The 23,826-nt window shown below is 71.0% G+C and carries 30 protein-coding genes and 1 tRNA gene; 12 read left to right on the forward strand and 19 right to left on the reverse strand.

Annotated features, from left to right (window positions below; genetic code table 11):
- Positions 1-663 carry an ABC transporter ATP-binding protein gene (locus G6038_RS06045; protein WP_165036580.1) on the forward strand — a complete coding sequence of 221 codons (663 nt, stop codon included), beginning with the start codon at positions 1-3 and terminating at the stop codon, positions 661-663.
- Between the two features lie 3 nt (positions 664-666).
- Here G6038_RS06045 and G6038_RS06050 read toward each other — a convergent pair whose 3' ends face one another.
- The 3 genes from G6038_RS06050 to G6038_RS06060 form a co-directional block, all read right to left on the reverse strand.
- Entirely contained in the window at positions 667-1,527 is an 861-nt protein-coding gene (locus G6038_RS06050) for an SDR family oxidoreductase (protein WP_165036582.1), read from the reverse strand.
- A gap of 111 nt (positions 1,528-1,638) precedes the next feature.
- Positions 1,639-1,782, reverse strand: a complete 144-nt coding sequence (locus tag G6038_RS06055) for a hypothetical protein (RefSeq protein WP_006944955.1) — start codon at positions 1,780-1,782, stop codon at positions 1,639-1,641.
- A 110-nt stretch (positions 1,783-1,892) separates the two neighbouring features.
- Positions 1,893-1,968 (reverse strand) — tRNA-Ala (locus G6038_RS06060).
- Positions 1,969-2,666: 698 nt separating this feature from the next.
- Here G6038_RS06060 and G6038_RS31810 point away from each other — a divergent pair.
- Both G6038_RS31810 and G6038_RS06070 read left to right on the forward strand, forming a co-directional pair.
- Positions 2,667-3,716: a helix-turn-helix transcriptional regulator gene (locus G6038_RS31810; RefSeq protein ID WP_276613816.1), complete on the forward strand. Its 1,050-nt coding sequence runs from the start codon at positions 2,667-2,669 to the stop codon at positions 3,714-3,716.
- The gene (locus tag G6038_RS06070; RefSeq protein WP_165036584.1) at positions 3,713-4,504 is read left to right on the forward strand and encodes a methyltransferase domain-containing protein; all 792 of its coding nucleotides are present in this window, start codon (positions 3,713-3,715) and stop codon (positions 4,502-4,504) included. Before G6038_RS31810 ends, G6038_RS06070 begins: the two co-directional genes overlap by 4 nt.
- Positions 4,505-4,588: 84 nt before the next feature.
- Here G6038_RS06070 and glpR read toward each other — a convergent pair whose 3' ends face one another.
- From glpR to G6038_RS06090, 4 genes are all read right to left on the reverse strand, one after another.
- Positions 4,589-5,443 carry a gephyrin-like molybdotransferase receptor GlpR gene (gene glpR / locus G6038_RS06075; RefSeq protein ID WP_165036586.1) on the reverse strand — a complete coding sequence of 285 codons (855 nt, stop codon included), beginning with the start codon at positions 5,441-5,443 and terminating at the stop codon, positions 4,589-4,591.
- 226 nt (positions 5,444-5,669) lie between these two features.
- Positions 5,670-6,305 (reverse strand): GNAT family protein, encoded by a 636-nt coding sequence (locus G6038_RS06080; RefSeq protein WP_165036588.1) that lies wholly within the window; start codon positions 6,303-6,305, stop codon positions 5,670-5,672.
- Positions 6,305-7,564: a gephyrin-like molybdotransferase Glp gene (gene glp / locus G6038_RS06085; protein WP_165036590.1), complete on the reverse strand. Its 1,260-nt coding sequence runs from the start codon at positions 7,562-7,564 to the stop codon at positions 6,305-6,307. The genes G6038_RS06080 and glp overlap by 1 nt, the downstream gene beginning before the upstream one ends.
- Positions 7,565-7,596: 32 nt before the next feature.
- The gene (locus tag G6038_RS06090; protein WP_165036592.1) at positions 7,597-8,508 is read right to left on the reverse strand and encodes a UTP--glucose-1-phosphate uridylyltransferase; all 912 of its coding nucleotides are present in this window, start codon (positions 8,506-8,508) and stop codon (positions 7,597-7,599) included.
- Between the two features lie 62 nt (positions 8,509-8,570).
- Between G6038_RS06090 and G6038_RS06095 the strand changes: the two genes are divergently transcribed.
- From G6038_RS06095 to mscL, 4 genes are all read left to right on the forward strand, one after another.
- Positions 8,571-9,176, forward strand: a complete 606-nt coding sequence (locus G6038_RS06095; protein ID WP_165036594.1) for a 5-formyltetrahydrofolate cyclo-ligase — start codon at positions 8,571-8,573, stop codon at positions 9,174-9,176.
- Positions 9,177-9,245: 69 nt separating this feature from the next.
- Positions 9,246-9,545, forward strand: coding sequence for an FmdB family zinc ribbon protein (locus G6038_RS06100; protein ID WP_165036596.1), 300 nt, complete (start codon positions 9,246-9,248; stop codon positions 9,543-9,545).
- Between the two features lie 98 nt (positions 9,546-9,643).
- Entirely contained in the window at positions 9,644-10,339 is a 696-nt protein-coding gene (locus G6038_RS06105; RefSeq protein WP_165036598.1) for an RcpC/CpaB family pilus assembly protein, read from the forward strand.
- 97 nt (positions 10,340-10,436) lie between these two features.
- Positions 10,437-10,868, forward strand: coding sequence for a large conductance mechanosensitive channel protein MscL (gene mscL, locus G6038_RS06110; protein ID WP_165036600.1), 432 nt, complete (start codon positions 10,437-10,439; stop codon positions 10,866-10,868).
- Between the two features lie 91 nt (positions 10,869-10,959).
- Here mscL and G6038_RS06115 read toward each other — a convergent pair whose 3' ends face one another.
- The 10 genes from G6038_RS06115 to G6038_RS06160 form a co-directional block, all read right to left on the reverse strand.
- Complete coding sequence (locus G6038_RS06115) at positions 10,960-11,601, reverse strand: MspA family porin (protein WP_165036602.1); 642 nt, start codon at positions 11,599-11,601, stop codon at positions 10,960-10,962.
- A gap of 52 nt (positions 11,602-11,653) precedes the next feature.
- On the reverse strand, positions 11,654-12,415 hold the full coding sequence (locus G6038_RS06120) for an MspA family porin (RefSeq protein ID WP_206024340.1): 762 nt from the start codon (positions 12,413-12,415) through the stop codon (positions 11,654-11,656).
- Positions 12,416-12,976: 561 nt separating this feature from the next.
- A complete protein-coding gene (locus tag G6038_RS32015) occupies positions 12,977-13,195 on the reverse strand; it encodes a hypothetical protein (protein ID WP_165036753.1) in 219 nt (72 codons plus the stop codon).
- A 2-nt stretch (positions 13,196-13,197) separates the two neighbouring features.
- Entirely contained in the window at positions 13,198-13,695 is a 498-nt protein-coding gene (locus G6038_RS06130; protein ID WP_206024341.1) for a MogA/MoaB family molybdenum cofactor biosynthesis protein, read from the reverse strand.
- 71 nt (positions 13,696-13,766) lie between these two features.
- Positions 13,767-15,035: a trypsin-like peptidase domain-containing protein gene (locus tag G6038_RS06135; RefSeq protein ID WP_165036606.1), complete on the reverse strand. Its 1,269-nt coding sequence runs from the start codon at positions 15,033-15,035 to the stop codon at positions 13,767-13,769.
- Between the two features lie 106 nt (positions 15,036-15,141).
- On the reverse strand, positions 15,142-16,530 hold the full coding sequence (locus G6038_RS06140) for a HAMP domain-containing sensor histidine kinase (RefSeq protein WP_206024350.1): 1,389 nt from the start codon (positions 16,528-16,530) through the stop codon (positions 15,142-15,144).
- A 38-nt stretch (positions 16,531-16,568) separates the two neighbouring features.
- Entirely contained in the window at positions 16,569-17,258 is a 690-nt protein-coding gene (locus tag G6038_RS06145; protein ID WP_006944976.1) for a response regulator transcription factor, read from the reverse strand.
- Between the two features lie 100 nt (positions 17,259-17,358).
- Entirely contained in the window at positions 17,359-17,532 is a 174-nt protein-coding gene (gene rpmF / locus G6038_RS06150) for a 50S ribosomal protein L32 (RefSeq protein ID WP_165036610.1), read from the reverse strand.
- A 31-nt stretch (positions 17,533-17,563) separates the two neighbouring features.
- The gene (locus G6038_RS06155) at positions 17,564-17,818 is read right to left on the reverse strand and encodes a type B 50S ribosomal protein L31 (RefSeq protein WP_165036612.1); all 255 of its coding nucleotides are present in this window, start codon (positions 17,816-17,818) and stop codon (positions 17,564-17,566) included.
- Positions 17,815-19,029, reverse strand: coding sequence for a GTP-binding protein (locus G6038_RS06160; protein WP_165036614.1), 1,215 nt, complete (start codon positions 19,027-19,029; stop codon positions 17,815-17,817). Before G6038_RS06160 ends, G6038_RS06155 begins: the two co-directional genes overlap by 4 nt.
- Positions 19,030-19,146: 117 nt before the next feature.
- Between G6038_RS06160 and rpmB the strand changes: the two genes are divergently transcribed.
- From rpmB to G6038_RS06185, 5 genes are all read left to right on the forward strand, one after another.
- Entirely contained in the window at positions 19,147-19,383 is a 237-nt protein-coding gene (gene rpmB / locus G6038_RS06165) for a 50S ribosomal protein L28 (protein ID WP_165036616.1), read from the forward strand.
- Positions 19,383-19,547: a 50S ribosomal protein L33 gene (gene rpmG, locus G6038_RS06170; protein WP_003937781.1), complete on the forward strand. Its 165-nt coding sequence runs from the start codon at positions 19,383-19,385 to the stop codon at positions 19,545-19,547. Before rpmB ends, rpmG begins: the two co-directional genes overlap by 1 nt.
- A 3-nt stretch (positions 19,548-19,550) precedes the next feature.
- Entirely contained in the window at positions 19,551-19,856 is a 306-nt protein-coding gene (gene rpsN / locus G6038_RS06175) for a 30S ribosomal protein S14 (RefSeq protein ID WP_165036618.1), read from the forward strand.
- A 10-nt stretch (positions 19,857-19,866) separates the two neighbouring features.
- Positions 19,867-20,127, forward strand: a complete 261-nt coding sequence (gene rpsR, locus G6038_RS06180; protein WP_100058056.1) for a 30S ribosomal protein S18 — start codon at positions 19,867-19,869, stop codon at positions 20,125-20,127.
- Between the two features lie 193 nt (positions 20,128-20,320).
- On the forward strand, positions 20,321-21,214 hold the full coding sequence (locus G6038_RS06185; RefSeq protein WP_165036620.1) for a DUF559 domain-containing protein: 894 nt from the start codon (positions 20,321-20,323) through the stop codon (positions 21,212-21,214).
- Positions 21,215-21,245: 31 nt separating this feature from the next.
- Here the strand turns inward: G6038_RS06185 and G6038_RS06190 are convergent, their stop codons facing one another.
- Positions 21,246-22,259 (reverse strand): zinc-binding dehydrogenase, encoded by a 1,014-nt coding sequence (locus G6038_RS06190; RefSeq protein WP_165036622.1) that lies wholly within the window; start codon positions 22,257-22,259, stop codon positions 21,246-21,248.
- On the reverse strand, positions 22,235-23,788 hold the full coding sequence (gene phnE, locus G6038_RS06195) for a phosphonate ABC transporter, permease protein PhnE (RefSeq protein ID WP_165036755.1): 1,554 nt from the start codon (positions 23,786-23,788) through the stop codon (positions 22,235-22,237). The genes G6038_RS06190 and phnE overlap by 25 nt, the downstream gene beginning before the upstream one ends.
- Positions 23,789-23,826 lie beyond the last annotated feature (38 nt).

Consider the following 23,826-nt stretch of genomic DNA (forward strand, 5'->3'; position numbering starts at 1 on the left):
ATGAGCGTGCGGCTCACCGACATCGTCCTCACCTATCCCGACGGCGACGCCACGCTGCGCGTCCTCGACGGCCTGGACTTCCACGCCGGGCCCGGCGAGACGGTCGCCGTCACCGGTCCGTCCGGATCCGGCAAGTCGAGCCTGCTCGCCGTCGCGGGACTGCTCACCGTGCCCGACTCCGGCCGGGTCGTCCTCGACGGCGTGGACACCGCGGGCCTCGACGCGGCGGCGCGCACGCGGCTGCGGCGCGAGCGGATCGGATTCGTGTTCCAGCAGGCGAATCTGCTGCCCTCGCTGACCGCCACCGAACAGCTCTCGCTGATCGCGCACCTGAGCGGGCGCCGGCTCGACCGGGCCCGCGCCCGCGACCTGCTCGCCGCGGTGGGTCTGACGCAGCAGGCCGACCGCCGCCCACACCAGCTCTCCGGCGGGCAGCGGCAGCGGGTCGCGATCGCCCGGAGCCTCGTCAACGATCCGGCGGTCCTGCTGGTCGACGAGCCGACGTCGGCGCTGGATGCCGACCGCAGCCGGGAGATCGTCGAGCTGCTCGAACGGATGGCGCGCGAACGCGACGTCGCCGTCGTGCTGGTCACGCACGATCGGGAGGCGCTGCGGGCGGGAACACGGTTGCGCGTGTTCGCCCTCGACAAGACGCCCGCCTGAGCGTCACCGGCGGGTACGCACCGCCTCGAGCGTGCGCGAGAAGTAGTTGTTGGCGAACTGCATCACCACGTTGTACGGAGGTGCGAACTTGCGGGCCCACCAGTAACCGAAGCGCACGTCGAACGACGTGTACACCAGGAAACGGTTCTTCCGGATCCCGGCGAGGATGCACCCGGCGACCTTCTCCGGCGACGCGGCATGCCGCTCGAACCGCGCGGTGAGCTTTCGGGCGGCCGGATGGTCGCGGTCCACGCCGACGATCTGCACGGAGTTCACCAGCGGGGTACGCACGGCGCCGGGCACGACGAGCGAGACCCCGATGCGGTGCCGGTGCAGGTCGAAGCGCAGCACCTCGGAGACCCCCCGCAGGCCGAACTTGCTCGCGCTGTACGCCGCGTGCCACGGCAGGGCCAGCAGGCCCGCCGCGGAGGAGACGTTGACGAGATGGCCGCCGCGGCCGGCCTCGATCATGGGCGGCACGAAGTTCTCGATGACGTGGATCGGGCCCATCAGGTTGACGTCGACCATCTGCTTCCAGTGGCGGTGCTCGAGGGCGTCGACCGTGCCCCACACCGACGTTCCCGCGACGTTGGCGACCACGTCGAGGGCGCCGGCGCGGTCGTGGACGTCGGCGGCGAAGGCGGTGACCGCGTCGTAGTCGGAGATGTCGAGGGCGGCGGCGTGCAACACCGAGCCGCCGCATTCGCGCACCGTCCGCACCGTGTCCTCGAGACCGTCGGCGGCGAGGTCGGTGAGCACCAGTTCGGCACCCTCCGCGGCGGCGGCCAGGGCCAGCGCCCGGCCGATGCCGCTGGCCGCCCCGGTCACGAGGAATTTCCTGCCCCGCAGGTCCTTGATCGCCATCTCCGCCCCCGATTCGTCGTGTGCGGGTCACCTTAGCGCGGCGCGATCCGCCGCGGCGCCGCGCAGGCGCCACGGTGCAAGGAGCGCTCGTCCTCGCGTCCGCGGGGTGAGTCAGAGGCGCTGGGCCATCTCCTCCTGGTACTTGCGGATCGTCTCCTCGATGCCGTCGGCGTCGGCCTCGCGTCCCTCGCTGCGGGCGCTGTCGGCACGTTCGCGGAGCACTCGAATAGCGCGCCGCAGTTCGTCGTCACTCATTCTGTGTTCCATGTCACACAGTCTCCCCGACCGCGGGCCGGTTCGGCCGGCAATCGGCGGCACGGCGTCGACGCCGAAGGGCGCCTCCCTGTCCGGGAGACGCCCTTCGGTGGTGGAGCTGAGGGGAATCGAACCCCTGACCTCTTCGATGCGAACGAAGCGCGCTACCAACTGCGCCACAGCCCCGCGGGTTCCGTTCGGAACCGCTCGCAAACTGTAGCAAACCAGCGAGCCGGAGACGAAATTGCGGTATCGGCACAGGTCACGGCGGCGGACAATCGACGTGTGGATGCAGTGCGCCTCCGCGGGGAACAGGCCTTGCGGGAGGGTCGGTGGGCCGTCGCGCTGACCGAGCTGACGCCGGTGGCGGCCGCGACCGACGATCCGGCGGCGTGGCTCGGCATCGGGGAGGCATCGTGGTGGCTCGGGCGCCTCGACGACAGCGTCGCCGCCTATCGCAGGGCCTACACGACGGCTCTCCGGAGCGGCGACCGAGAGAGCGCGGTTCGCTGCGCGGCGTGGCTGAGCATCAGCTACACGTCCGATTTCGGCAATCGGTCGGTAGCGCACGGTTGGGTCCGCCGGGCGCAGCGACTGCTGCCCGAGGGCGCACCGGGCGCGCTGCACGCCCTGGTATCGGTGGCGCACGCCCACCGCCTGCTCCCGGACGCCGCGGCGGCCGCGCCGTGGGCGGCGCGCGCACTGGACGCCGCACACCGGTGCGGCGACCGGGATCTCGAACTGGTGGCACTCGCCCAGTCCGGTCACGTGGCTGTGGCCCGGGCGACCTGGAACCCGGATTCGCGCTGCTGGACGAGGCCGCGGCGGCCGCCCTGGGCGATGCGGACCGCCGATTCGACACCGTCGTGTTCGTCTGCTGCGACATGCTCCTCGCGTGTGCGCTCGCCGGCGACACCCGTCGCGCCGAAGAGTGGTGCCGCGTCGCCGAGGACTTCGCCTCCCGCTGGGGGTGTCCCTTCCTGTACGTCGAGTGCCGCACCCTCTACGGGGCATTGCTGCTCACCGCGGGCCGTTGGGCGGAGGCGGACCGGCTCCTGACGGCGGTTCTCACGCTCGACGAGAAGGTCTGCCCCGCCGTCCACGCACGCGCCGTCGCGGCGCTCGCCACACTCCGGGTCCGGCAGGGGCGGCGCGGCGAGGCCCGGGCGATGCTGGACCGATCCCGCCGCCCGACCGCGGAGCTGGATACCGCCCGTGCCGAGGTAGCCCTCGCCGACGGCGATCCCGCAACCGCCCGGCGGCTGCTCGAACGTCGCGGCACCACGTCCCTGCTGTGCGCCCGGGCCCAGGCGGCCACGGGCGACCTGGACGCGGCGACGACCACCGCGGCGGCGCTCGACCCCGACGGTCCCGAGGCTGCGGAGGCGTCGGCGCTGACTGCCGCGGCGCGGGGCTGCGTGACGGCCGCGGTCGACGCCTTCGAGACGGCCGCCGCTCGCTGGGCGGACCGGTCGGCGCCGTTCGAGGAGGCACGATGCCTGCTCGAACTGGCCGAGTCGGCGATGAACGACGATCCTGTCCTCGCGGCCGCACGCGGACGAACGGCGGTGACGATCTTCCGGGAACTCGGAGCCGTCGCCGCCGCGGACCGCTCCGCGGCCCTGTTGCGGCGTCTCGGGGTGCGCGGCCCCGGCATCCGGTCCGCCGCGCGTGCCGGCCCGGGCCCCGACCGGGAGCTCACCGCCCGCGAACGCGAAGTACTGGACCTGCTCGCGGTGGGTTTGACGAACCCGGAGATCGCCGGGCGGCTGTTCGTCTCCCGCAAGACGGTGGCGCACCACGTGAGCCACATCCTCCACAAGCTCGGCGTGCGGAACCGCTCGGAGGCCGCCGCGTATGCCGCCGTCCACCCGGAAGATGGGTCACCTGCCCGATGCGCCGCACCCGGACGCCGCGCCACCCTCGGGGTATGACGAACACAACCGAGAACTTCGGGATTTCACCGGCCGCCGCGGAGGTGTACGAGTCTCGCTTCGTACCCGCGATCTTCGCGCAGTGGGCGCCACGGTTGCTGGACCGGGCTGCGATCACGGCGGGCACGCGCGTGCTGGACGTGGCATGCGGAACCGGGATCCTCGCGCGCGCAGCCGCCGACCGGGTAGGCCCGTCGGGACGGGTGGCCGGTGTCGATGTCAGTGAGGCCATGCTGGCGGTGGCGCGGCGGCTGCGTCCCGACCTCGAATGGCACCGGGGTGACGCCGGCGCACTGCCGTTCGCGGACGGTTCGTTCGATGCGGCGCTGTGCCAGATGGCGCTGATGTTCTTTCCGGAGCGTGCGCGGGCGCTGCGCGAGATGCGCCGCGTGGCTACCGAGGTGGTCGCCGTGTGTGTGCCGGCAGCGTTGGACGAGCAACCGGCGTACCGAGACTTCGTCGACGTCGCGGTCCGGCACGCCGGCCCGCCCGCGGCGTCCCTCCTGGGCACCTACTGGAATTGCGGCGACCGCGACGAACTACGGGGATGGTTCCGCGACGCCGGACTCACCGTCGATCGGTTCACCACGCACACCGGAAGCGCGCGGTTCCCGTCCGTGGATGCGATGGTGGCGACCGAGGTCGAGGGCAGCCCGCTGATCGAACGACTCGACACCGGGATGTACGAGGCGATCAAAGCGGACGCCCGATCGGTGCTGGCCCGGTTCACCGGCGCGGACGGTTCGGTGTCGGCGCCCCTCGTGGCACACATCGTCACCGCGCGCTGACCACGAACCGCCCCGAGCGAATGTATCGCCCGCTATCACTAACGAGATGAACGATACATTCGCTCGGTCCGAACGGATCGGTGGCTACTCCCCGGATGCCCGGCGCACCGGGTAGTCGTCGGCGTCGTAGCGGGGTTCGTACGTCTCGTACGCGGGCTCGTCGTCCGTGTAGTGGTCCAGGTGCTCGAACACCGGGTCCTCGTCGTCCACCTCGAGCACCACCGCGCCGGGGCGTCGCAGCCGGGCCGGGACCAGGCGCAGCTCGTCGTCACTGTGTGACTCCACGCCGAGCCGCGAACGGTTCAGGCGCGCCATGCGACGGCGGCGGATCTCCTGCTCGACACGCACCTGACGACGGAGGTAGATCAGGTAGCCGGCGAGAGCGGCGGTCGCCAGCGTGCACAGCCACCACAGGGCCGACGAGACGATGAGGGCGAGGGCGGCGGTCATGATCGCGGCGAACAGCAGGCCCAGCACGGTGCGCTGCCGGAACTCGTAGCGCGCGGCCCGGGCCATGGCGTCGGCCTGCGGGTCGAATCCGCCGCGTCCGCGGCGCTGGGGCACGAACTCCCAGGCGGGAGCCCGGTTGGGGCGGTCCTCGAAGTCGATGGCGGTGTCGTGGTCGGTGTCGAGCTGTGTGTCCATGCGGTCCTCCGCTGGGTGGCGGTGTCTGCGGTCGTCCACCGTGCGGGCGCGACCGGAGTCGTCGCCGGCTGTGGGACGGGCGGAATCCCGACTCGGGCGCCAGTGGGGGTCGGTGCGATGACCGGCGGCCGGCCCGCGCGGGGCGAGTGGCTCGTCGTCACCTCGGTGCAGGACCCGGGTTGCGAGTGCGGCGTCGGTCGTCTGGCGAATACGGGGGCGCTTCGTGACCAGCATGGGCACCAGAACGAACAGCCACACGGCAACCAGCCCGATCCACAGGAGCGAGTTCGGCATTTCGGCGGCCCTCCTCCCAGTTGTCGCCTACCAGTCCGTCGACGCCACTGACCCCGTCAGGTTAGCGGCCCGGAAGCCGTCACCCGGACAGAAACGCCGACTCAGATGACTACAGCTGTCACACGAGTCACGCGAATCATGTGACACTCTCTTCACTCTAGTCACACACATATACCCACGTGTGGGTATTACTACGCACCGATGCACGTAATCTGCGTTACAGGCGTCAGGCCCAGCCGGCCCGGCCGCCCCGGATCAGCACATCGGACACGCTTCCGGGAACCTCCTCGACCGTCATGGCCACCAGCAGATGGTCACGGAACCGTCCGTCCACGTCGAGGTAGCGCTGCAGCAGACCCTCCTCCCGGAAGCCCACGTTGCGCAGGACCGCGCGGCTCGCGACGTTCTCGGGCCGCACCGTCGCCTCCACCCGGTGCAGTCCGGCCGGCCCGAAGCAGTGGTCGAGCCCCAGCGCCACCGCCGCCGTCGCCACACCCAGACCGTTGACGTGCTTGGCCACCCAGTACCCGATCCACGCCGACCGCAGCGCGCCGCGCACCACATTGCCCACGGTGATCTGCCCACAGAACTCGCCGTCGAGCTCGATCGCCATCGGCAGCATGTGGCCCCGGCGGGCCTCCGCCCGCAGGCTGCGGTACAGCCCCGGCCACACGGTGATGTGATGGCGCATCTCCCACGGCACGTCGCCGGTGGGTTCCCACGGCTCGAGATGCGCCCGGTCCCGGACCCGCAACCGGCTCCACGCCGCCGCATCCCGCAGCCGGATCGGCCGCACCGTGACCAGGCCGCCCGCCACCCGCAGCGGGCCCAGCTCCGCCGGCCATCCCGGATGACGGGTCATCAGCCGCGCTGCCCGAGGAAGGCGACGTCCACCGGATCACCGGTGCGCACCTCGGTCACCTCCGGGTCGATCAGCACCAGGCAGTTCGCCTCGGCCAGGGTCGCCAGCAGGTGCGACGACGCGCCCGCCGCCCCCCCGAGCGCCTGGACCATGTACTCGCCGGTCGCCTCGTCGCGCATCAGCTGCCCCCGCAGGAACCCCTTGCGGTCCGGGATCGACGTGATCGGCGCGACGGTGCGAGCGCTGACGACGCGGCGCATCGGCTGCCGGCGGCCGAGCGCGATTCGGATCAGCGGCCGCACCATCACCTCGAACACGACCAGCGCGCTGACCGGGTTGCCCGGCAACAGGAAGGTGGGCACCTCGTCGCGGCCGAGCTGGCCGAACCCCTGCACCGAACCGGGGTGCATCGCCACCCGCTCCACTTCGAGCTTGCCGAGGTCCGACAACGCCTCGCGCACGTCCTCGAGCGCGCCGCCCCCGACGGCCCCCGCGACGACGACGATCTCGGAGCGGATCAGCTGGCCCTCGACCACCTCTCGCAGGCGCTTCGGATCGGTGCTGGCGATCCCCACGCGGTTGACGTCCGCGCCGGCGTCGCGGGCGGCCGCCGCGAGCGCGTACGAGTTGACGTCGTACACCTGGCCGGGGCCCGGGGTACGGTCCACGTCCACGAGTTCGCCGCCGATCGAGATCACCGAGAGCCGCGGACGCGGATGGACCAGCACCTTGTCGCGGCCGACCGCCGCGAGCAGCCCGACCTGGGCGGCCCCGATGATGGTGCCGGCCCGGACCGCGACGTCGCCGGGCTGGACGTCGTCGCCGGCCCGGCGCACGTAGTCGCCGGTCCGGACGGGACGCAGGACCTTGATGCGCGCGCGGCCCTCGTCGGTGGCGTCGAGCGGGAGGACGGCGTCGGCGAGGGTCGGCAGCGGCGCCCCGGTGTCCACCCGTACGGCCTGCCGCGGCTGCAGCCGGATCGGCTGACGCGAGCCGGCCGAGACCTCCCCCACCACGGGCAGGGTCAGCTCGATCGGCTCGCCGTCCTCGCCGGTCCGGTCGGTGCCCGCGCCCCGGACGTCGACGCTGCGCACCGCGTAGCCGTCGATCGCGGCCTGGTCGAAGCCGGGCAGGGGCCGCTCGGTGACCACTTCCTCCGCGCAGAGCAACCCCTGAGCTTCGGAGATGGCGACCCGGACCGGCCGTGGCGCCACCGCCGCCGCCGTGACCCTGGCCTGTTGATCCTCGACCGACCGCATACCGCTTCTCGTCCTCCCGACCCGTCGCGCCGTCAGTGCTTCAGGCGCTCGACCAGCCACTCCCGCAGGGAGGGGCCGTACTCCTCGCTGTTCAACGCAGAGTCAACCGCAGCGCGCAGATAGCCGCCGGGATTTCCGAGGTCGTGTCGAGTGCCGCGATGCACCACCACGTGCACGGGGTGACCCTCCTCGATGAGCAGGGCGATCGCATCGGTGAGCTGCAGTTCGCCGCCCGCCCCGGGGGTGATCCGGCGCAGCGCGTCGAAGATCGCCCGATCGAGCAGATAGCGACCGGCGGCGGCGAAGGTGGACGGCGCCTCCTCGGGCGCCGGCTTCTCGACCATGCCGACGACCTTCAGCACGTCCGGGTTGACGGCGTCGGGCACCTCCTCGACGTCGAAGACGCCGTAGGCACTCACCTGATCCTTGGGCACGTCGATCGCGCACAGCACCGTGCCGCCACGCTTGGCGCGCACCCGCTGCATGGTCTCGAGGACGCCGCGCGGCAGCACGAGGTCGTCCGGGAGCAGCACCGCGATGGAGTCCTCGTCCGGATCGAGGGCGACCTCGGCGCACGCGACGGCGTGCCCGAGGCCGAGCGGCTTCTCCTGCACCACCGACTCCACCTCGAGCAGGCCCGGCGCCTTGCGGACCTTCTCGAGCAGGTGGTATTTGCCGCTCTCCTTCAGCTTCGACTCGAGGACCAGGTCCTCGACGAAATGCGCGACGACACCGTCCTTACCCGGAGCCGTCACGATCACCAGGCGCTCGGCACCCGAGTCCGCGGCCTCCCCCGCCACGAGCTCGATTCCGGGCGTGTCCACCACCGGGAGAAGTTCCTTCGGCACGGTCTTGGTCGCGGGCAGAAAGCGCGTACCGAGACCGGCTGCGGGAACCACTGCCGTCCGGAAGTGGCCGGCTTCACCGGTCGCTCTGTTCGTCATAAACACCCACCCTAACTTTCGGCTACCACCCGGTAGATACGTCAGATCCTAAGGTGGCGGATATGAGCGCACTCTCCAAGTCGGAATGGCGGGCCCGAATCGTTGCCGCGCGACGGGCCCGCAGCGACGGGGAGCGCCGCGGCGAGGACGACGCCCTCGCCGCGGCGGCACGGTCCCTGGCCCCGGCCCGGGCGACGGTCTGCGCCTACGTCCCGGTCGGTTCGGAACCCGGCGCGTTGTCCATGCTCGACGCCCTGTACGAAGCCGGAAACCGGGTGCTCCTGCCGCTCACCCGCCCGGACAGCACCCTGGACTGGGCGCAGTACAGCGGCGCCGACGCCCTCGCTCCCGCCGGATACGGCCTGCTCGAACCCACCGGTCCGGCGCTGGGCCCGGAGGAGGTGCGACGGGCCCACACCGTGGTGGTGCCGGCGCTCGCAGTGGACGAGCGCGGCGTGCGGCTCGGTCGCGGAGCCGGCTTCTACGACCGGACCCTGCACCTCGCCGCTACCGACGCCGTCCTCGTCGCGGTGGTCCGGGACGACGAACTCGTGCCGGAGCTGCCGGAGGATCCCCACGACATCCGGATGGGCTGGGCCCTGACCCCCGGCCGCGGCCTGGTGCCGCTGAACGGGTCGCGCGACCCCGGGAATAGAGCACCCAGGTAGCCACGTTGGCACTGTCGGCTGTAGAGTGCTAATGCTGCGGTCGCCAACCAATTCGCGGAGGATCCACCGGTGCCCACTTACTCCTATGCCTGTACGTCCTGCGACAACCGATTCGACATCGTGCAGTCGTTCACCGACGACGCCCTGACGGAATGCAACGAGTGCTCGGGCAAGCTGCGCAAGCTGTTCAATTCGGTCGGCATCGTCTTCAAGGGCAGCGGCTTCTACCGCACCGACTCCCGTGGCGGAGGCAGCACCGCCAGCGAGCCGGCCAAGTCCGACTCGTCGTCCGGCAGTGCGTCGAGCACCTCGTCGTCGGACTCCTCGTCGTCGAGCACCTCGTCGGCACCGGCCGCAGCCGCGAGCTGACACGGTTTCATCCACAGGCGGACGGTTCATCCACAGTCCGCCCGTGACCGGCACGTCACCGGGCCGGCGGGCACGGCCGAACTCGTAGGGTTCGGGCCATGCCCGCCGGCCCGTTCTCGTTCCCGCCCCTGCGCAATCCGCTCGATCCCACCCTGTCCGACCGCCTGACGGCGCTGACGCGGCCGGGCTGGGCGCGCACCGTCGCCGTCCGCCGCGCGATCGCGGCCGGTCTCGTCGGGGTCGCGGCGGTCTCCGCCGTCACCGGCGACCCGTCGGGCGAGCGGACCCGCACGGTCGTCGCCGCCCGCGACCTGCGGCCCGGGCAGACCCTCACCGTCGACGACGTCACCGTCGTCGAGCGCGACTCGTCCCTGCTCCCGTCCGGGGCCCTCACCGATCCCACCGAGGCGATCGGCCACACCCTGGCCGGACCGGTGCCCGTCGGCGAAGCCCTCGTCGGGGTGCGGATGCTCGGGCCGCGGCTGGCGGCGGCCGCCACCGGCGACGCGGCGGCCCGGGTGGTCCCGGTCCGCCTGGCCGATCCCGGCGTCGGGGATCTGCTGCGCGAAGGCGACCTCGTCGACGTCCTCACCGTCGCCGAGGCCGGCGCCTCGTCGGATGCGGCACCGGAGGCGCGGGTGCTGGCGACGGGGGCGACCGTCGTGCTGGCCCAGGGAACGAACGAGACGAACGACCGCGGTGAGAAGGTGGTCCTGCTCGCCCTGCCGCCCGAGCCGGCGACGGCTGTGGCTGCTGCGTCGCTTGTGAGCGCATTGACGGTGACACTGCACTGATCCGGGCCGAGAGGCGCAATCCCGCCGCAAGGACGTACCGGCTGGTCTATGGTGCGACTGCGAGCGTGACGGCTACCACACCCTTAGGAGAAGCGCCGTGCTGAAAGGGTTCAGGGACTTCCTGCTCCGCGGAAACGTGCTCGACCTCGCTGTCGCGGTTGTCGTGGGTACCGCGTTCACGGCCATCGTCACCGCGTTCACCAATTACGTCATCGAGCCCCTGATCGCCGCGCTCGGCGGCGACAACGAACTGGGCTGGGGCTTCCAGATCCTCTCGGGTAATCCCGCCACGTTCGTCAACATCGGCGCGGTGGTATCGGCCTTCATCAATTTCGTCATCATCGCCGCCGTCGTCTACTTCGTGCTGATCTCCCCGGCGAACGCGGCCAAGAAGCGGTTCGCCACCGAGAAGGACGACACCAAGGCGAGCGCCGAGGATCTGCTCATCCAGATCCGGGACATCCTCGAGGTGCAGGCCGGCCAGAGCGGCGCGCACGCCAAGCCGAGCCTCGAGGAGAGGGAGCGGTAGGCGCAATCGTGCCGAGCGACGAAAAAGGTTGGGCCCGCTCGGAATTCCGAGCGGGCCCAACCCGTGTTCAGCCTGTCGGCAGGACGTCGTGTCAGACGGTCCAGGGCTTGCCGTAGGTGGTCACGTTGTCGCCGTTCGCAGTGATGGCGCGAACGAACGGACGGACCTGAACGGCGCCGATGACGCCGGAGGCGGTGCCGTGAACGTTCGAGAACTGCACGGACTTGAAGTCACCGTCGAACTCACCCTCGGCCACGACGAGCTCCTCGATGCCCGGAGCCGGGGTCAGCTCGAGCTCGGCGTAGGCCTGCGGGAGGATGTCGGTGACGGTGGCGGTCGGACCGTCCGCAGCCGAGAGCTCCAGCTCGAGCTGCGGGGTGGAGTAGGTGACGCCGATGGCGCCGTCGATGCTGCCGGCCCACGCGAACTGGTAGCCGAACTGGAACGTGGTGCCCTCGGCGTCGGCCGCGTCCTCGCCGACGAGGTTCGCGGTGCCGCGGCCGTTGTGGAAGAACTCGCGGTTGAACGGGCTGCCACCCAGGGCCGGCACACCCTGGATGAAGGTGTCCTCCTGGGTCACGACGACCTCGTAGCCGTCCGTCGAGACGATCCGGTTCTGATCGTCGACCGCAGCCTGCGCGGAGCCGGTCGCACCGAGGACCAGGCCCAGGACAGCGGCACCGGACACCGCGGCGTTACGTGCGGCCTTGAAGCCACGCGACTTGTTTCCCATGATTTCTCCGTATTTCTTGGTGGGGATTACTGCGGGGTGGGGCGGAGCAGGACTAGATCGTCCAGACCTTGCCGTAGGTGGTGACGTTGTCGCCGTTCGCGGTGATCACGCGGACGAACGGGCGGACCGAGACACCGCCGATGACGCCGGTGGCGGCGCCGTGGACGTTCGCGATCTGGACTTCCTTGAAGTCGCCGTCGAACTCGCCCTCGGCGACGACGAGCTCCTCGATGCCCGGAGCCGGAGTCAGCTCGATACCGGCGGTGAACTGCGGCAGGAGGCTGCCGACGGTCAGGACATCTTCAGCGCCTGGGACAGCGACATAGAGCGGGTTTCCGTTCTCGTCGGTCTGGGGGATGAGGTTGCCCTCTTCATCCGTGATCGGCTCGCCGTCTTCGTCCGTTTCGTACAACGGGTCGTACGAAACCGAACGAGTGGCCTCGAGTTCGGCTTCCGGGCTGGCCCAGCTGACGCCGATCGAGCCGTCCACCGCGGCGGACCACGCGAACTGGTAGCCGAACTGGAAGGTCGAGCCCTCGAAGTCCGCGGCGTCGGGGCCGACGATGTTGGCGATGCCACGGCCGTTGTGGAACCACTCGCGGCTGAGCGGGCTGCCGCCGATCGGGGGAACACCCTGGATGAAGGTGTCCTCCTGGGTCACGATGACCTCGTGGCCGTCCGACACGATCCGGTTCTGGTCGTCGACCACAGCGCCGGCGGTCCCGGTCGATCCCAGAACCAGGCCGAACACGGCGGCGGCGGCCACCGTGACGTTGCGGGCGGCCTTCACACCGCGTCGCGTCTGCATCTTCATGAATGCCTCATCCATTCTCTGCGTGCCGGGTCACGCACACGCGTCCGACAACTGCCCTGTCGCCCGCGAGGCATGCCACACCTGAGACACCGGCGAGCGGGCCCACCGGTGTCGACGTGTGCGTCATCCGCACGGTTGCGTTTCCGATTCGTGATGAAGATCGTCGCAGGAGCTACCGATCTTGACCTGAGCGAACCAGGACAGAGACTAGACCGTGACCTCGAAGGCCAGCAACGGCTACGTCCGGCAGGGAAGCGCGCACCTCACCGGAAATGTTTCGGCGCAGTGAAACAACCGATGACGCTCGCGACCGCAGCGTGCAAGGGCCGCGGGATGTCAAATCTTAGGGTGGGCTTATCGGCATCTGTGCATACCCACTGGTGACACGCTCAATCTGGGTGTGACGCGATACAGGCGGTACGTCGCGAAGTGAGCGGCGTCATCGACTTCGCCACGAGCGGGCAAGGGGAAACGCCGCTCCTCGAGGTTACGAGAAGGTTGCGGAATCCCACCACTGAAATTAACGATTCGGCATCGGCCGACTTCTACAAGTGGGGTAGATCACATGAGGCCATGGTGCGGCGGGACCTGCCGGCGCAGCCATTCTTCCGAGTCGGATGCATCGTCTCCCGGCGAGCGCTCGTCGCGAGTCGTCTCGGGGAGTACATCGCCGAAGATGCGGCGGAGCCGGGCCCGGTCGATCCGGGCCCGGCTCGCGTCGTCGCGTCGCGGTGCGTCGTCCGACGACGCGCCGGACGCGCTCTCGTCCGTGCCGGTGATGGCTATCCCTCCACTCGCGACAGTTCCTCGATCACGTGCGAGGCAAGCGGCAGGAGCGTGGCCATGCCGTCGCGGATCGCCGCACGGGACGAGGCGAGGTTGGCGACCATCGTGGACCCGGACAGGCCGACCAGACCGCGGGACAGCCCGGCGTCCATCGCGCCGGCGGAGAAGCCGGACGAGCGCAGGGCCTCGCCGATCCCCGGGAGTTCGCGGTCGAGCACATCGGAGGTGGCGTCGGGCGTCACGTCGCGCGGCGACACCCCGGTGCCGCCGACGGAGATGACCAGGTCCACGCCGCCGATGACGGCGGTGTTGAGGGCGTTGCGGATCTCCACCTCGTCGGCCGACACCGTGACGACACCGTCCACGGCGAATCCCTCCTCTGCGAGGAGCTCGGTGACCAGGGGCCCGGCGGAGTCCGGGTTGTCGCCGTGCGCTACCCGGTCGTCCACGATCACCACGAGGGCTCGCCCGGTCCTGGGGGTTTCGAATTCCATGATGCCCACCGTAGTTGCCCTGTCCGTCGAACGAGCTGTATGTCCGAGAATGAAACTGGCGGCGTCTCGTCTCATCGGCCACCCGCCTCGGCCGCCGCGAGCTGCACCTCGACGGTCTTCTCGTCGCCACCCTGCGCGTCGGTGTAGGTGACGCGCACGGTGTCGCCGGGCGCGTACGAGCGGACCGCCGCGATCAGGGAGTCCCCGTCGGTGACGAGCCGGTCGTCGACCTTGGTGATGACCACGCCGCTCGGAATACCGGCCCGTTCCGCGGGCCCGCCGCCGGTGACCTCCATGACCCGAGCGCCGCGCACGTCGCTCTGCGACGGCACCTGCACGCCGATGACGGCGTGGGTCGCCTTGCCGGTGTCGACGAGCTCGTCGGCGATGCGGCGAGCCTGATCGACCGGGATGGCGAAGCCGAGGCCGATGGATCCGGACTCTCCGCCGGCCGTGGCGATCGCCGTGTTGACGCCGATCAGCCGGCCGTCCATGTTCACCAGCGCGCCGCCGGAGTTGCCGGGGTTGATCGCGGCGTCGGTCTGCAGTGCATCGATGACGGTGTTCTGGTTGCCGGCCTCCCCGCTGGTCGACACGGGCCGGTCCAGGGCCGAGACGATACCGGTGGTCACCGTGCTCTCGAGACCGAGCGGCGAGCCGACCGCGACCACCTGCTGGCCCACCTGCACGGCGTTCGAGTCGCCGAACTCGATCGGGGTGAGGTCGGTGCGGCCCTCCGCCCGGAGCACGGCGATGTCGGAGATCGGGTCGGCGCCCACGACGCTCGCGGGGACCGAGCTGCCGTCGGAGAAGTACACCGTGAGCTGCGCGCCGGCGCCGCCCCCGGCGACGACGTGGTTGTTGGTGAGGATCAGGCCGTCGGAGGACAGGATCACGCCCGAGCCCTCGCCCTGTGCGGTGCGGCCGACCACCTCGATGCGCACGACGCTCGGTACCACCTTCTGCGCGACGGCCTGCACCGAACCGGCGGGCGCGGCAGCGACGGTCGTCGTGGACGGCCTCGGCGCGTCGAGGGCGTTGGTGACGGCCGTGCCGCCGGTCGACTGCTGCGTGGTCCACGCGCCGACGGCGCCGCCGATCCCACCGCTGACCAGTGCCAGCGCGACGGCTCCGAGCGCCAGCAGTCCCCGCGCCGACCGGGGTGAGCCCTGGGGCCCTGGCGCGGGCTGGGGCGGGGCGCCGAACGGCGCGGTGTGCCCGTACCCGGCATAGGGGCCGGAGGGAGCCTGGTAGGGATTCGGCTGGTGCGGTGTCGGCTGCTGCGGTGTCGGCTGGTGCGGCTCGGGGCGGCCGCCACCCGGTGTGGGGTCCTCGCTCATCTCATCGCTTTCGTGTACACGGCCGCCGGGTCGGCGGCTCGTCGTTCGGCTTCCAGCATGCCCGCGGCGGCTGAGAGTCCGCTTAGATCCGACGGCGATTTTCCTGTCAATCCGCCGGGTGTTCGAGCTCCGGGGTGCCGGGCAGCACGATCCGGATCAGGGCCCCCCCACGTGACGAGATGTCGACTGCGATGGTGCCGCCGTGCTTCATCACCACCTGCCGCACGATCGCGAGGCCGAGGCCGGATCCGGGCATCGACCTCGACGCGGTGGAGCGGTAGAACCGCTCGAACACCAGCTCGCGGTCCTCCTCGGGGATGCCGGGCCCGGCGTCGTCGACGGTCAGTTCCATCAGTCCGGTGCCGAGCTGGCGCATCGACACCAGCACCTCGGCGTCGGCGGGACTCCACTTGGCAGCGTTGTCGAGGACGTTGAGGACCGCCCGGGAGAGTGCGGCGTGGTCGCCGTAGACGAACCACGGTTCCGTGTGCGCCGTGAAGTCGAGGTCGGAGCGGCGGCGCCGGGCCCGTTCGAGGCTGCGCTCGACGACCTCCGAGATGTCGACGGGCTCGAACACCGTCTCGGGGGCGTCCTCGCGGGCGAGGTCGACGAGGTCGCCCACCAGGGTGGACAGCTCCTCGATCTGCGCCACCACGTCGGCGCGCAGCTCCGCCATGTCGTCCTCGGGCAGGTTCGGCGCGTCGGGCCGGCTCGCCGCGATGAGCAGCTCCATGTTCGTACGCAGCGACGTCAGCGGGGTGCGCAGCTCGTGGCCGGCGTCGGCGACGAGCCGGCTCTGCCGCTCCCGCGACTCGGCGAGGGCGCGCAGCATCGTGTTGAAGCTCTCGGTGAGCCGGGCCAGCTCGTCGTGCCCGGTCACGCGGATCGGCCGCAGGTCGTCGGTACGGGCGACCCGCTCGGCCGCCGCGGTGAGGCGCGCGACGGGGCGCAGACCGGTGCGTCCCACCGTCGCGCCGGCAGCGGCGGCGAGCACCACTCCGCACCCGCCGACGACGAACAGCACGCTCGCGAGCCGTTTGAGAATGTCCGCCGTCGGTTGCAGCCGCTGGGCGATGACGATGGTGCTGCCGTCGGGGATGCGCTGCGCGAGCACCCGCTGATGGCCGACGGTGCGCAGCGACGACTCCCGTTCGCCCCTGGCCACCGCGAGTTCGGCGCTGCCGATCGGGACGGACGACCCGGGCGGCACGTACTGTCCCAGGTCGGAATAGATGAGGGCCACGCTGATGTCGGAGCTGTAGAGCTGGGCACCACCGATGTAGCGGGGGTCGTAGGTGATCAGGGTGCTGCTCTCGACGAGCGCGGCAGCCCGCGCCCGCAACTGCTTGTCGACATCGGCGTAGAGGGCGCGGGCCACCACCGCGTACGCCGCGATGGAGGTCACCGCGACGGCGATCGCCACCGCGCCGGCCGCCAGCAGCGTGACACGCCGGCGCAGCGGCACCGACCGGGTCAGCAGCAGCGGAGGCCGCATGGGGCGATTCGAATCCGGGTCGGCGCCTTCGAGCCGGGTCACGGCGGGGTTTCCCGCAGGACGTAGCCGACGCCGCGCACCGTGTGGATCAGGCGCGGCTCCCCGTCGGCCTCGGTCTTGCGGCGCAGGTAGCCGACGTACACCTCGAGGGCGTTCCCGGAGGTGGGAAAGTCGTAGCCCCACACCTCCTCGAGGATCCGGCTGCGGCTCAGGACCCGGCGGGGGTTCGCCATGAGCATTTCCATGAGGGCGAACTCGGTGCGGGTGAGGCTGATCGACCGGGTGCCGCGGGTGACCTCGCGGGTGGAGGGGTTCAGCGTCAGGTCCGCGAAGCGCAGCGTCTCCTCCGACTCGGTGGCCGGGTCGGGCGAGGCGCGGCGGAGCAGCGCGCGCAGCCGGGCGAGCAGCTCCTCGAGCGCGAACGGCTTCGGGAGGTAGTCGTCGGCACCGGCGTCCAGGCCGGCGACCCGCTCGGAGACGGAGTCACGGGCGGTCAGCACGAGGATGGGGAGGTCATCGCCGGTGCTGCGCAGTCGGCGGCACACCTCGAGGCCGTCGACCCGCGGCATCATCACGTCGAGGACCATCGCGTCGGGCCGCTCTGCCGCGACCTGTTCGAGGGCGTCCTGCCCGTCCGTGGCGAGTTCGACGGTGTACCCGTTGAAGCTCAGTGATCGGCGCAGGGACTCCCGCACCGCCCGGTCGTCGTCGACCACCAGAATGCGCATGGCCTCCAGTGTGGACCCGACCGCTGAGAGGTGTCTGAGAGGGCGGCGGCGTTCCCTGCGAGGGGAACCCGCACGGCGCCGCGGGTCCCCTCACCAGTCGTCACACCTCGTTCGGGTCGATCATTCCGAGCCGCACGGCCTTCACGAGCCGGCGCGGGACGTGGTGGGCGACGCCGGCGACGGTGACCGGCACCAGGGCCGGGGCCTGCGCGTTCCACTGCGAGCGGCGGCTGCGGGTGTTGGACCGGGACATCCGGCGCTTGGGTACTGCCATGGTGGTTCTCCTCGGGTGTCCGGGTGGGGGGTCAGGGACGGCGGCGCTTGCCGTACTTGCGTTCGAACTTCTCGACCCGGCCGGCGGCGTCGAGGACGCGGGCAGTTCCCGTCCAGAAGGGGTGGGATTCGCTGGTGACGTCCACGACGATCAGCGGGTAGGTGTGGCCGTCGGACCATTCGACCGTGCGGTCGGCGGTGACGGTGGAGCGGGTGAGGAACGCCGATCCGGTGTTGGCGTCCTGGAACACCACGGGGTGGTAGTCGGGGTGGATGCCGGGCTTCATGCTCGTCCTTCTCCTTCTGTCGGTGCGGTGCCGGCGGTGGGCGCCGGCAGGTCGTCGCACGGGTCTTCGTGGTAGTGGCCGAACGGGTCGTCCCACGTCGGCCACGCCGCCGGGTCGGCGAACTCCTCGTCGGTGAGCAGTGCCCACTCCAGGGCGCGGTGGATCTCGTCGGGGTCCGCGTCGTGGGTGAGGATCACCATCGAGGTGTCGCGGTCTCCGTGCGTGTCGTCCCAGCGCAGCGCCGTCATGGCCCGCCGTTCGCCGGAGACGCGTTGCTGTTGCTCCGGAGTCATCGCGGCGAGCCACGGCCCGGCGTGGGCGACGCGCAGGCCCTCACCGGCGGACTCGACCAGCAGCGCATTGTCCGGTTGCGTCGCGACCCAGGCCCGGCCGCGGGCGCGGACCACGCCGTCGAGGAGGACGTCGATCGCCTCGTGCAGGCGCTGCGGGTGGAAGGGCCGGCGGGCACCGAATTCGAGCAGCCGCACGCCGCAGTCCTCACCGAGCGGTGGTTGACCGCGCAGCAGCGGCGAGTGCGCGTCGGACACCGTCCCACGCCGCGCACCGGGTGGGATCTGCCGGAGCAGGTGTTCGACGTAGACGTCCTCACCCCACGCGACGGGTGCGTCGGGGGCGAGCCGCGAAAGCACCGCGTGCAGCTTCGCCTGCTGCCAGCCCTCGGCTCCTGGCCGGACGACGAGGGCGTCGGCGAACTCGACCTGGCCGACGACGACCTGGGCGACGGTGCGGTCGTCGTCGAGTTCCTCGTCCCCGGTGGCATCGGTGAGCCAGGTGGCGGCGTCGATGCAGGTGACGGTGGCCTCGATCCGCACGTCGTGGGCGGCGGGTCCGTCGAGCTGCCCGACCACGCCGGCGACGACGACGTGTTCGACGGCCCAGCACAGCGCCTCGGGTTCGAGCCGAGGGTCGAGGAGCAGGACGATGCGGTCGACGTTGCTGCGGGCGTGCAGGCGCCGCAGCAGCGGGAGCAGATCCTCGCGGAGGGTGCAGGAGACGCAGCCGTGGGCCAGTTCGAGCACGTCGACGCGGTGGTCGTGCGTGGTGGTGAGGGTGCGGCGCACGACCCCCTCACCGACGTGGTCGAGGTCGTGGTGCACGACGACGGTCCCCGGGCGCAGCAGGGCCCGCGCGGTGCGTTCGGTGGGTCCGCGCCGGCCCGCGACGACGATCAGCGGCGTTCTGGTGTCCACCGGAACCCCTTTCGGTAACGATTGTCATTAGCTCGACGGGAGCGTACAGTCGCTCGGGCCATTTGTCGAAAACGATTGTCGTTACGCCCTCGGGGCGCCGACAGAAGGGAGCCCGCCGTGTCGGCGCACTGCCAGGTGACCGGACGCAAGCCCGGCTTCGGGAAATCCGTCTCCCATTCCCACGTCCGCAGCAACCGACGCTGGAATCCGAACATCCAGCGCAGGACCTACTACCTGCCCTCCGAGGGGCGCCGCGTCACCCTGACGCTCTCCGCCAAGGGCATCAAGACCATCGACCGTGACGGCATCGAGGCCGTCGTCGCCCGCCTCCGCGCCCGAGGAGAAAAGCTCTAGTGGCCCGCAACGAGATCCGCCCCATCGTCAAGCTCCGCTCCACCGGCGGCACCGGGTACACCTATGTCACCCGCAAGAACCGGCGTAACGATCCCGACCGGCTCGTCCTGCGCAAATACGATCCCGTGCTGCGCCGCCACATCGACTTCCGCGAGGAAAAGTAGGCCATGGCCAAGAAATCGAAGATCGCCCGCAACGAGCAGCGCAAGCTCGTCGTCGCCCGCTTCGCCGAACGTCGCGCGGAACTGAAGGAGATCCTGCGGCGCCCGTCGAGCACCGACGCGGAACGCCTCGCCGCCCGGACCGCCCTGCAGCGTCTACCGCGCGACGCCAGTCCGGTACGATTGCGCAATCGAGACGCTGCGGATGGACGTCCGCGCGGCCACCTGCGGAAGTTCGGGCTCTCACGCGTGCGCGTGCGGGAACTCGCGCACCGCGGCGAGCTGCCCGGCGTCCACAAGTCGAGCTGGTGAGGAGCGAGTCATGGCAGTCAAGAGGGGCCCGTCGAAGAAGTCGCGTGCCGTGGAAGGCCGCAAGCCCAAGAAGAACCCGCTGTTCGCGGCCAAGATCGAGTACGTCGACTACAAGGACGTGAACCTGCTCCGCACGTTCATCTCCGATCGCGGCAAGATCCGCAGCCGTCGCGTCACCGGCCTGACCCCGCAGCAGCAGCGGCAGGTCGCCATCGCGGTGAAGAACGCCCGCGAGATGGCGCTGCTGCCCTTCACCACCACCAGCAAGTAGAGCTCCATTCGCGACGAGGGTCGCGCGGGCACGTGCCCGCGCGACCCTCGTCGTATCTGTGGATCGTCGAGTGTGCACAATTCGCGCTGACTCACGGTGTGTCGTCCCACGATGTGCACACTCGCGCGAGTTGTCCACAGGCCGTCGCGACCGCGGTTCCCTGCCGCACAGCCGCCGGGCATCCTCGGCGAACATGGGGGAAATCGACGAACCGTTCCTGGGGACGCAGGCCCTACGGGCGGGCCTTCTCACACCGCACCAACTTCGGCGCTTCCGGCGCGTACACCGGGACGTGTACATCCACCGGGACGCGGCCGTCACACCGTACGGCCGCGCACGGGCCGCATGGCTCTGGGCGGGGGGCGACGGCGTGCTGGCCGGCTTCTCGGCCGCTGCTCTGTTCGGCAGCCGATGGATCGACGCGACCGCGCCCGCCGAACTGATCCGACGCGGTAGCCGCCGGGGTACCGCCGGCGTCGTCGTGCGCGCCGAGACGATCCTCGACGACGAAGTGTGCACGCTGGCAGACATGCGAGTGACGGCTCCGGCCCGAACCGCGTTCGATCTCGGCCGTCGTCTCGTCCTGGATACCGCGGTCGAGCAGCTCGACGCGCTGTGCCGGGCCACCCGCCTGGATCCTGCGCGTGTCGCCGAACTGGCCGATCGACACAGCGGCGCCCGCGGCGTGCGGCGGCTGAGGCAGGCGCTCCCACTGGTCGACCCCGGCGCCGAGTCGCTCCCGGAGACGCGGGTACGGTTGCTTCTCGTGCGTGGCGGCCTACCCCGCCCCAGCACCCAGGTCCCGGTCGTCGGCGTGGACGGACACATCCTGGGGTGGGCCGACCTGGGCTGGAAGCAATGGCGCACCGTCGTCGAGTACGACGGCATCCATCACTGGACGGACGAGCGGCAGCGCACCAAGGACATCGAACGATACGAGGCATTCGCGGCGCTGGGCTGGTCCGTGGTCCGCGTCAACTCCGAACAACTGCGCCTGCGCCCCGCATCGGTCGTGGAACGCGCGCGGATGCGGCTTCGAGCGGCAGGCGCTCCCGTCCGACCGCCGAGTGCGCACAATTCGTGCTGACTCACGGCGTGTCGTCACGAGAAGTGCACGCTTACGGGGCGACGGACGCGCGCAGGGCGGGAGCGGCGGGCCGGCGCAGAGCGTCCGCGAGATCGTCCAGCCGGACCGGTTCGGCGACGAGTTCGTCCCACGGGTAGGTACCGGCCGTGCGGGTCAGGAACGCCACGGCACGACGGAGGTGGACGGGCTCGTAATTGTGGACTCCGGTGACGGTGAGCCACCCCCGCACGACCGCTTCGGGATCGACGGGCACCGAAGGACCCGGCGTCACGGACCCGGCCAGGACGAGGCGGCCCCCGACGTCGAGCCGGTGCAGGCACTCCCCCACCGCCGCGACGGATCCGGAGAAGTCGAGCGCAACGTCGACGGGGCCGCCCTCGTCGCCGAGGGCCCCGAACCGCTCGGCCACCGCGATCCGTTCCGCATCCGGGTCGGCGACGCGCACATCGGCACCGGCCTCCGCGCACAGCGCGATCGCGGTGACCCCGAGCATGCCGGCGCCGCACACCAGCACCCGCCGGCCGGCGACGTCACCGGCCGCCTCGACCGCGGCGACCGCCGTCGCCGTCGCACATGCCGCCGGGGCCGCGACGACGTCCGCCACCGAGTCCGGCACCCGGACCACGCCCACCCCGGCCGGCAGCACGATGTGGTGGGCGTAGCCACCCGACAACGCCCACTCGCCGTCGAACGGTTCGTGTCCCACCTTGCGCAGGGCCCGGCACTTGGCGGTCCGTCCGGACACGCACCTGTCGCATGCGCCGCACGATGCCGTGACGGTCCACACGACGCGCGTGCCGACGACGGTCCCGGCACCGGGACCGGCCGCGACGACGTCACCGACAGCTTCGTGCCCCAGCACCGACGGCCGCGGCCCGGGCCGCCGTCCGGCGACGGTGTGCAGATCGCTGCCGCACACGGTCGCGAGCCGGACACGCACCAGCAGTTCCCCGGCACCGAGGCGCGGGACGGGGACGTCGCGCACGTCGACGCCGTCGCCCGTCCACACGGCTGCGCGCGTCAGACCACCAGCGACCGGATCCATCCCGACATCCTTTCGATCAGGTAGACGACGGCGAACACGATGATCACGATCGCTCCGGCGAACTCGAAGTTCAGGGTTCGGATCGCCTCGAACAGCAGGAAGCCGACGCCGCCGGCGCCGACGATGCCGAGCACCGTCGAGGTGCGAATGTTGACGTCGAGCAGGTAGAGGCTCGAGCCGATCACGGACGGCACCGCCTGCGGAATCACCGCCGCGAACAACGTCTTCCACCAGCCCCCGCCGACGGCCCGCACCGCCTCGACCGGCCCGGGATCTATCTCCTCGACGGCGTCCGCCACGAGTTTGCCGAGGAATCCCACGGATCCGAGAGCGAGTGCGCACGCCCCCGCGACGGGTCCGAGGCCGATCGCGGCGACGAAGATCACCGCGAGGATCAGCTCGGGCACCGCGCGGACGAACAGGATCACCGAGCGGGCCGACCAGTACACAGCCTGGTTCGGGGACACGTTGCGGGCGGCGAGGATTCCGAACGGCAGCGAGAGCACGATGCCGGCGGCCGTCGCGACCGCGCCGATCGCGAGGGTCTGCAGGACGGCGTCGAGCAACCTGCCACCGACGGCCGTGAAGTCCGGCGGGAGCAGCCGGGTGAACACCTCGAGCGACGGGCCGATCCACGTGACCAGCGCACGCGGGTCGATGCGCAGGCTGATCAGTGCACCGATCGTGGCGGCGGCGACCGTGCCGGAAAAGATGAGTCGCGCGGCCCTTTCGCGGCGCGGATCCGGAACGGAGGGTGCCAGCAGAACCCGCCGGACGACGACCGCGAGCACCTCCATCGCGGCGATGATCGCGAGGATCACGCACACGATGCCCAACGCCCGCGGATACACCAGTCCGCGCAGGGCGTCCTGGAGCGCGAACCCGATGCCCCCGGCACCGACGAATCCGAGCACGACGGAGGTGCGCAGGTTGATGTCGATGCGGTAGACGAAGGTACCCATCCAGGACGGAACCACTTGGGGCACGACGGCATTGAGCATCTCGCGGATATAACCGGCACCCGTGCTGCGTACCGCCTCCCGTGGTCCGGGATCGGTCTGCTCGACGGCGTCGGCGAACAGCTTGCCGAGCATGCCGATGGAATGCAGCGCGAGCGCGAGCACGCCGGGCAGGACACCGATGCCGAGGGCGCGGACGAACAGCACCGCGAACAGCAGGTCCGGCACCGCCCGGCAGAAGGTGATCACCGCACGCGCCACCGTGTACACGGCGGGGTGCGGGGTGGTGTTGCGGGCGGCCAGGAAGGCCAGCGGCACCGACGCGAAGGCCGCGAGCACCGTCCCGAGCACCGCCATCAGCAGCGTGTCGAGGGCGAGTTTCCAGATCCGGCCCGGATCGTCGAGGGCCGGTGGCAGCATGCGGCCGAGCAGGCCGGCGACGTCGTCGAGCCCGTCGAGCAGTGCCGCAGGGGCGAAGTCGATGTAGCGGGCGGAGGCCAGGACGACGAGGAGCGCGACAGCCGCGCACGTTCCCAGCAGGCGCCGGCGGCGGACGGCCGGCCGCGGCAGGCGCCGCCCGACACGGTCGGGCGGCGACGGCGCGAGGG

The organism is Rhodococcus sp. 14C212 (assembly GCF_011058195.1).
In the GTDB taxonomy this organism is placed as follows: domain Bacteria; phylum Actinomycetota; class Actinomycetes; order Mycobacteriales; family Mycobacteriaceae; genus Rhodococcus; species Rhodococcus aetherivorans.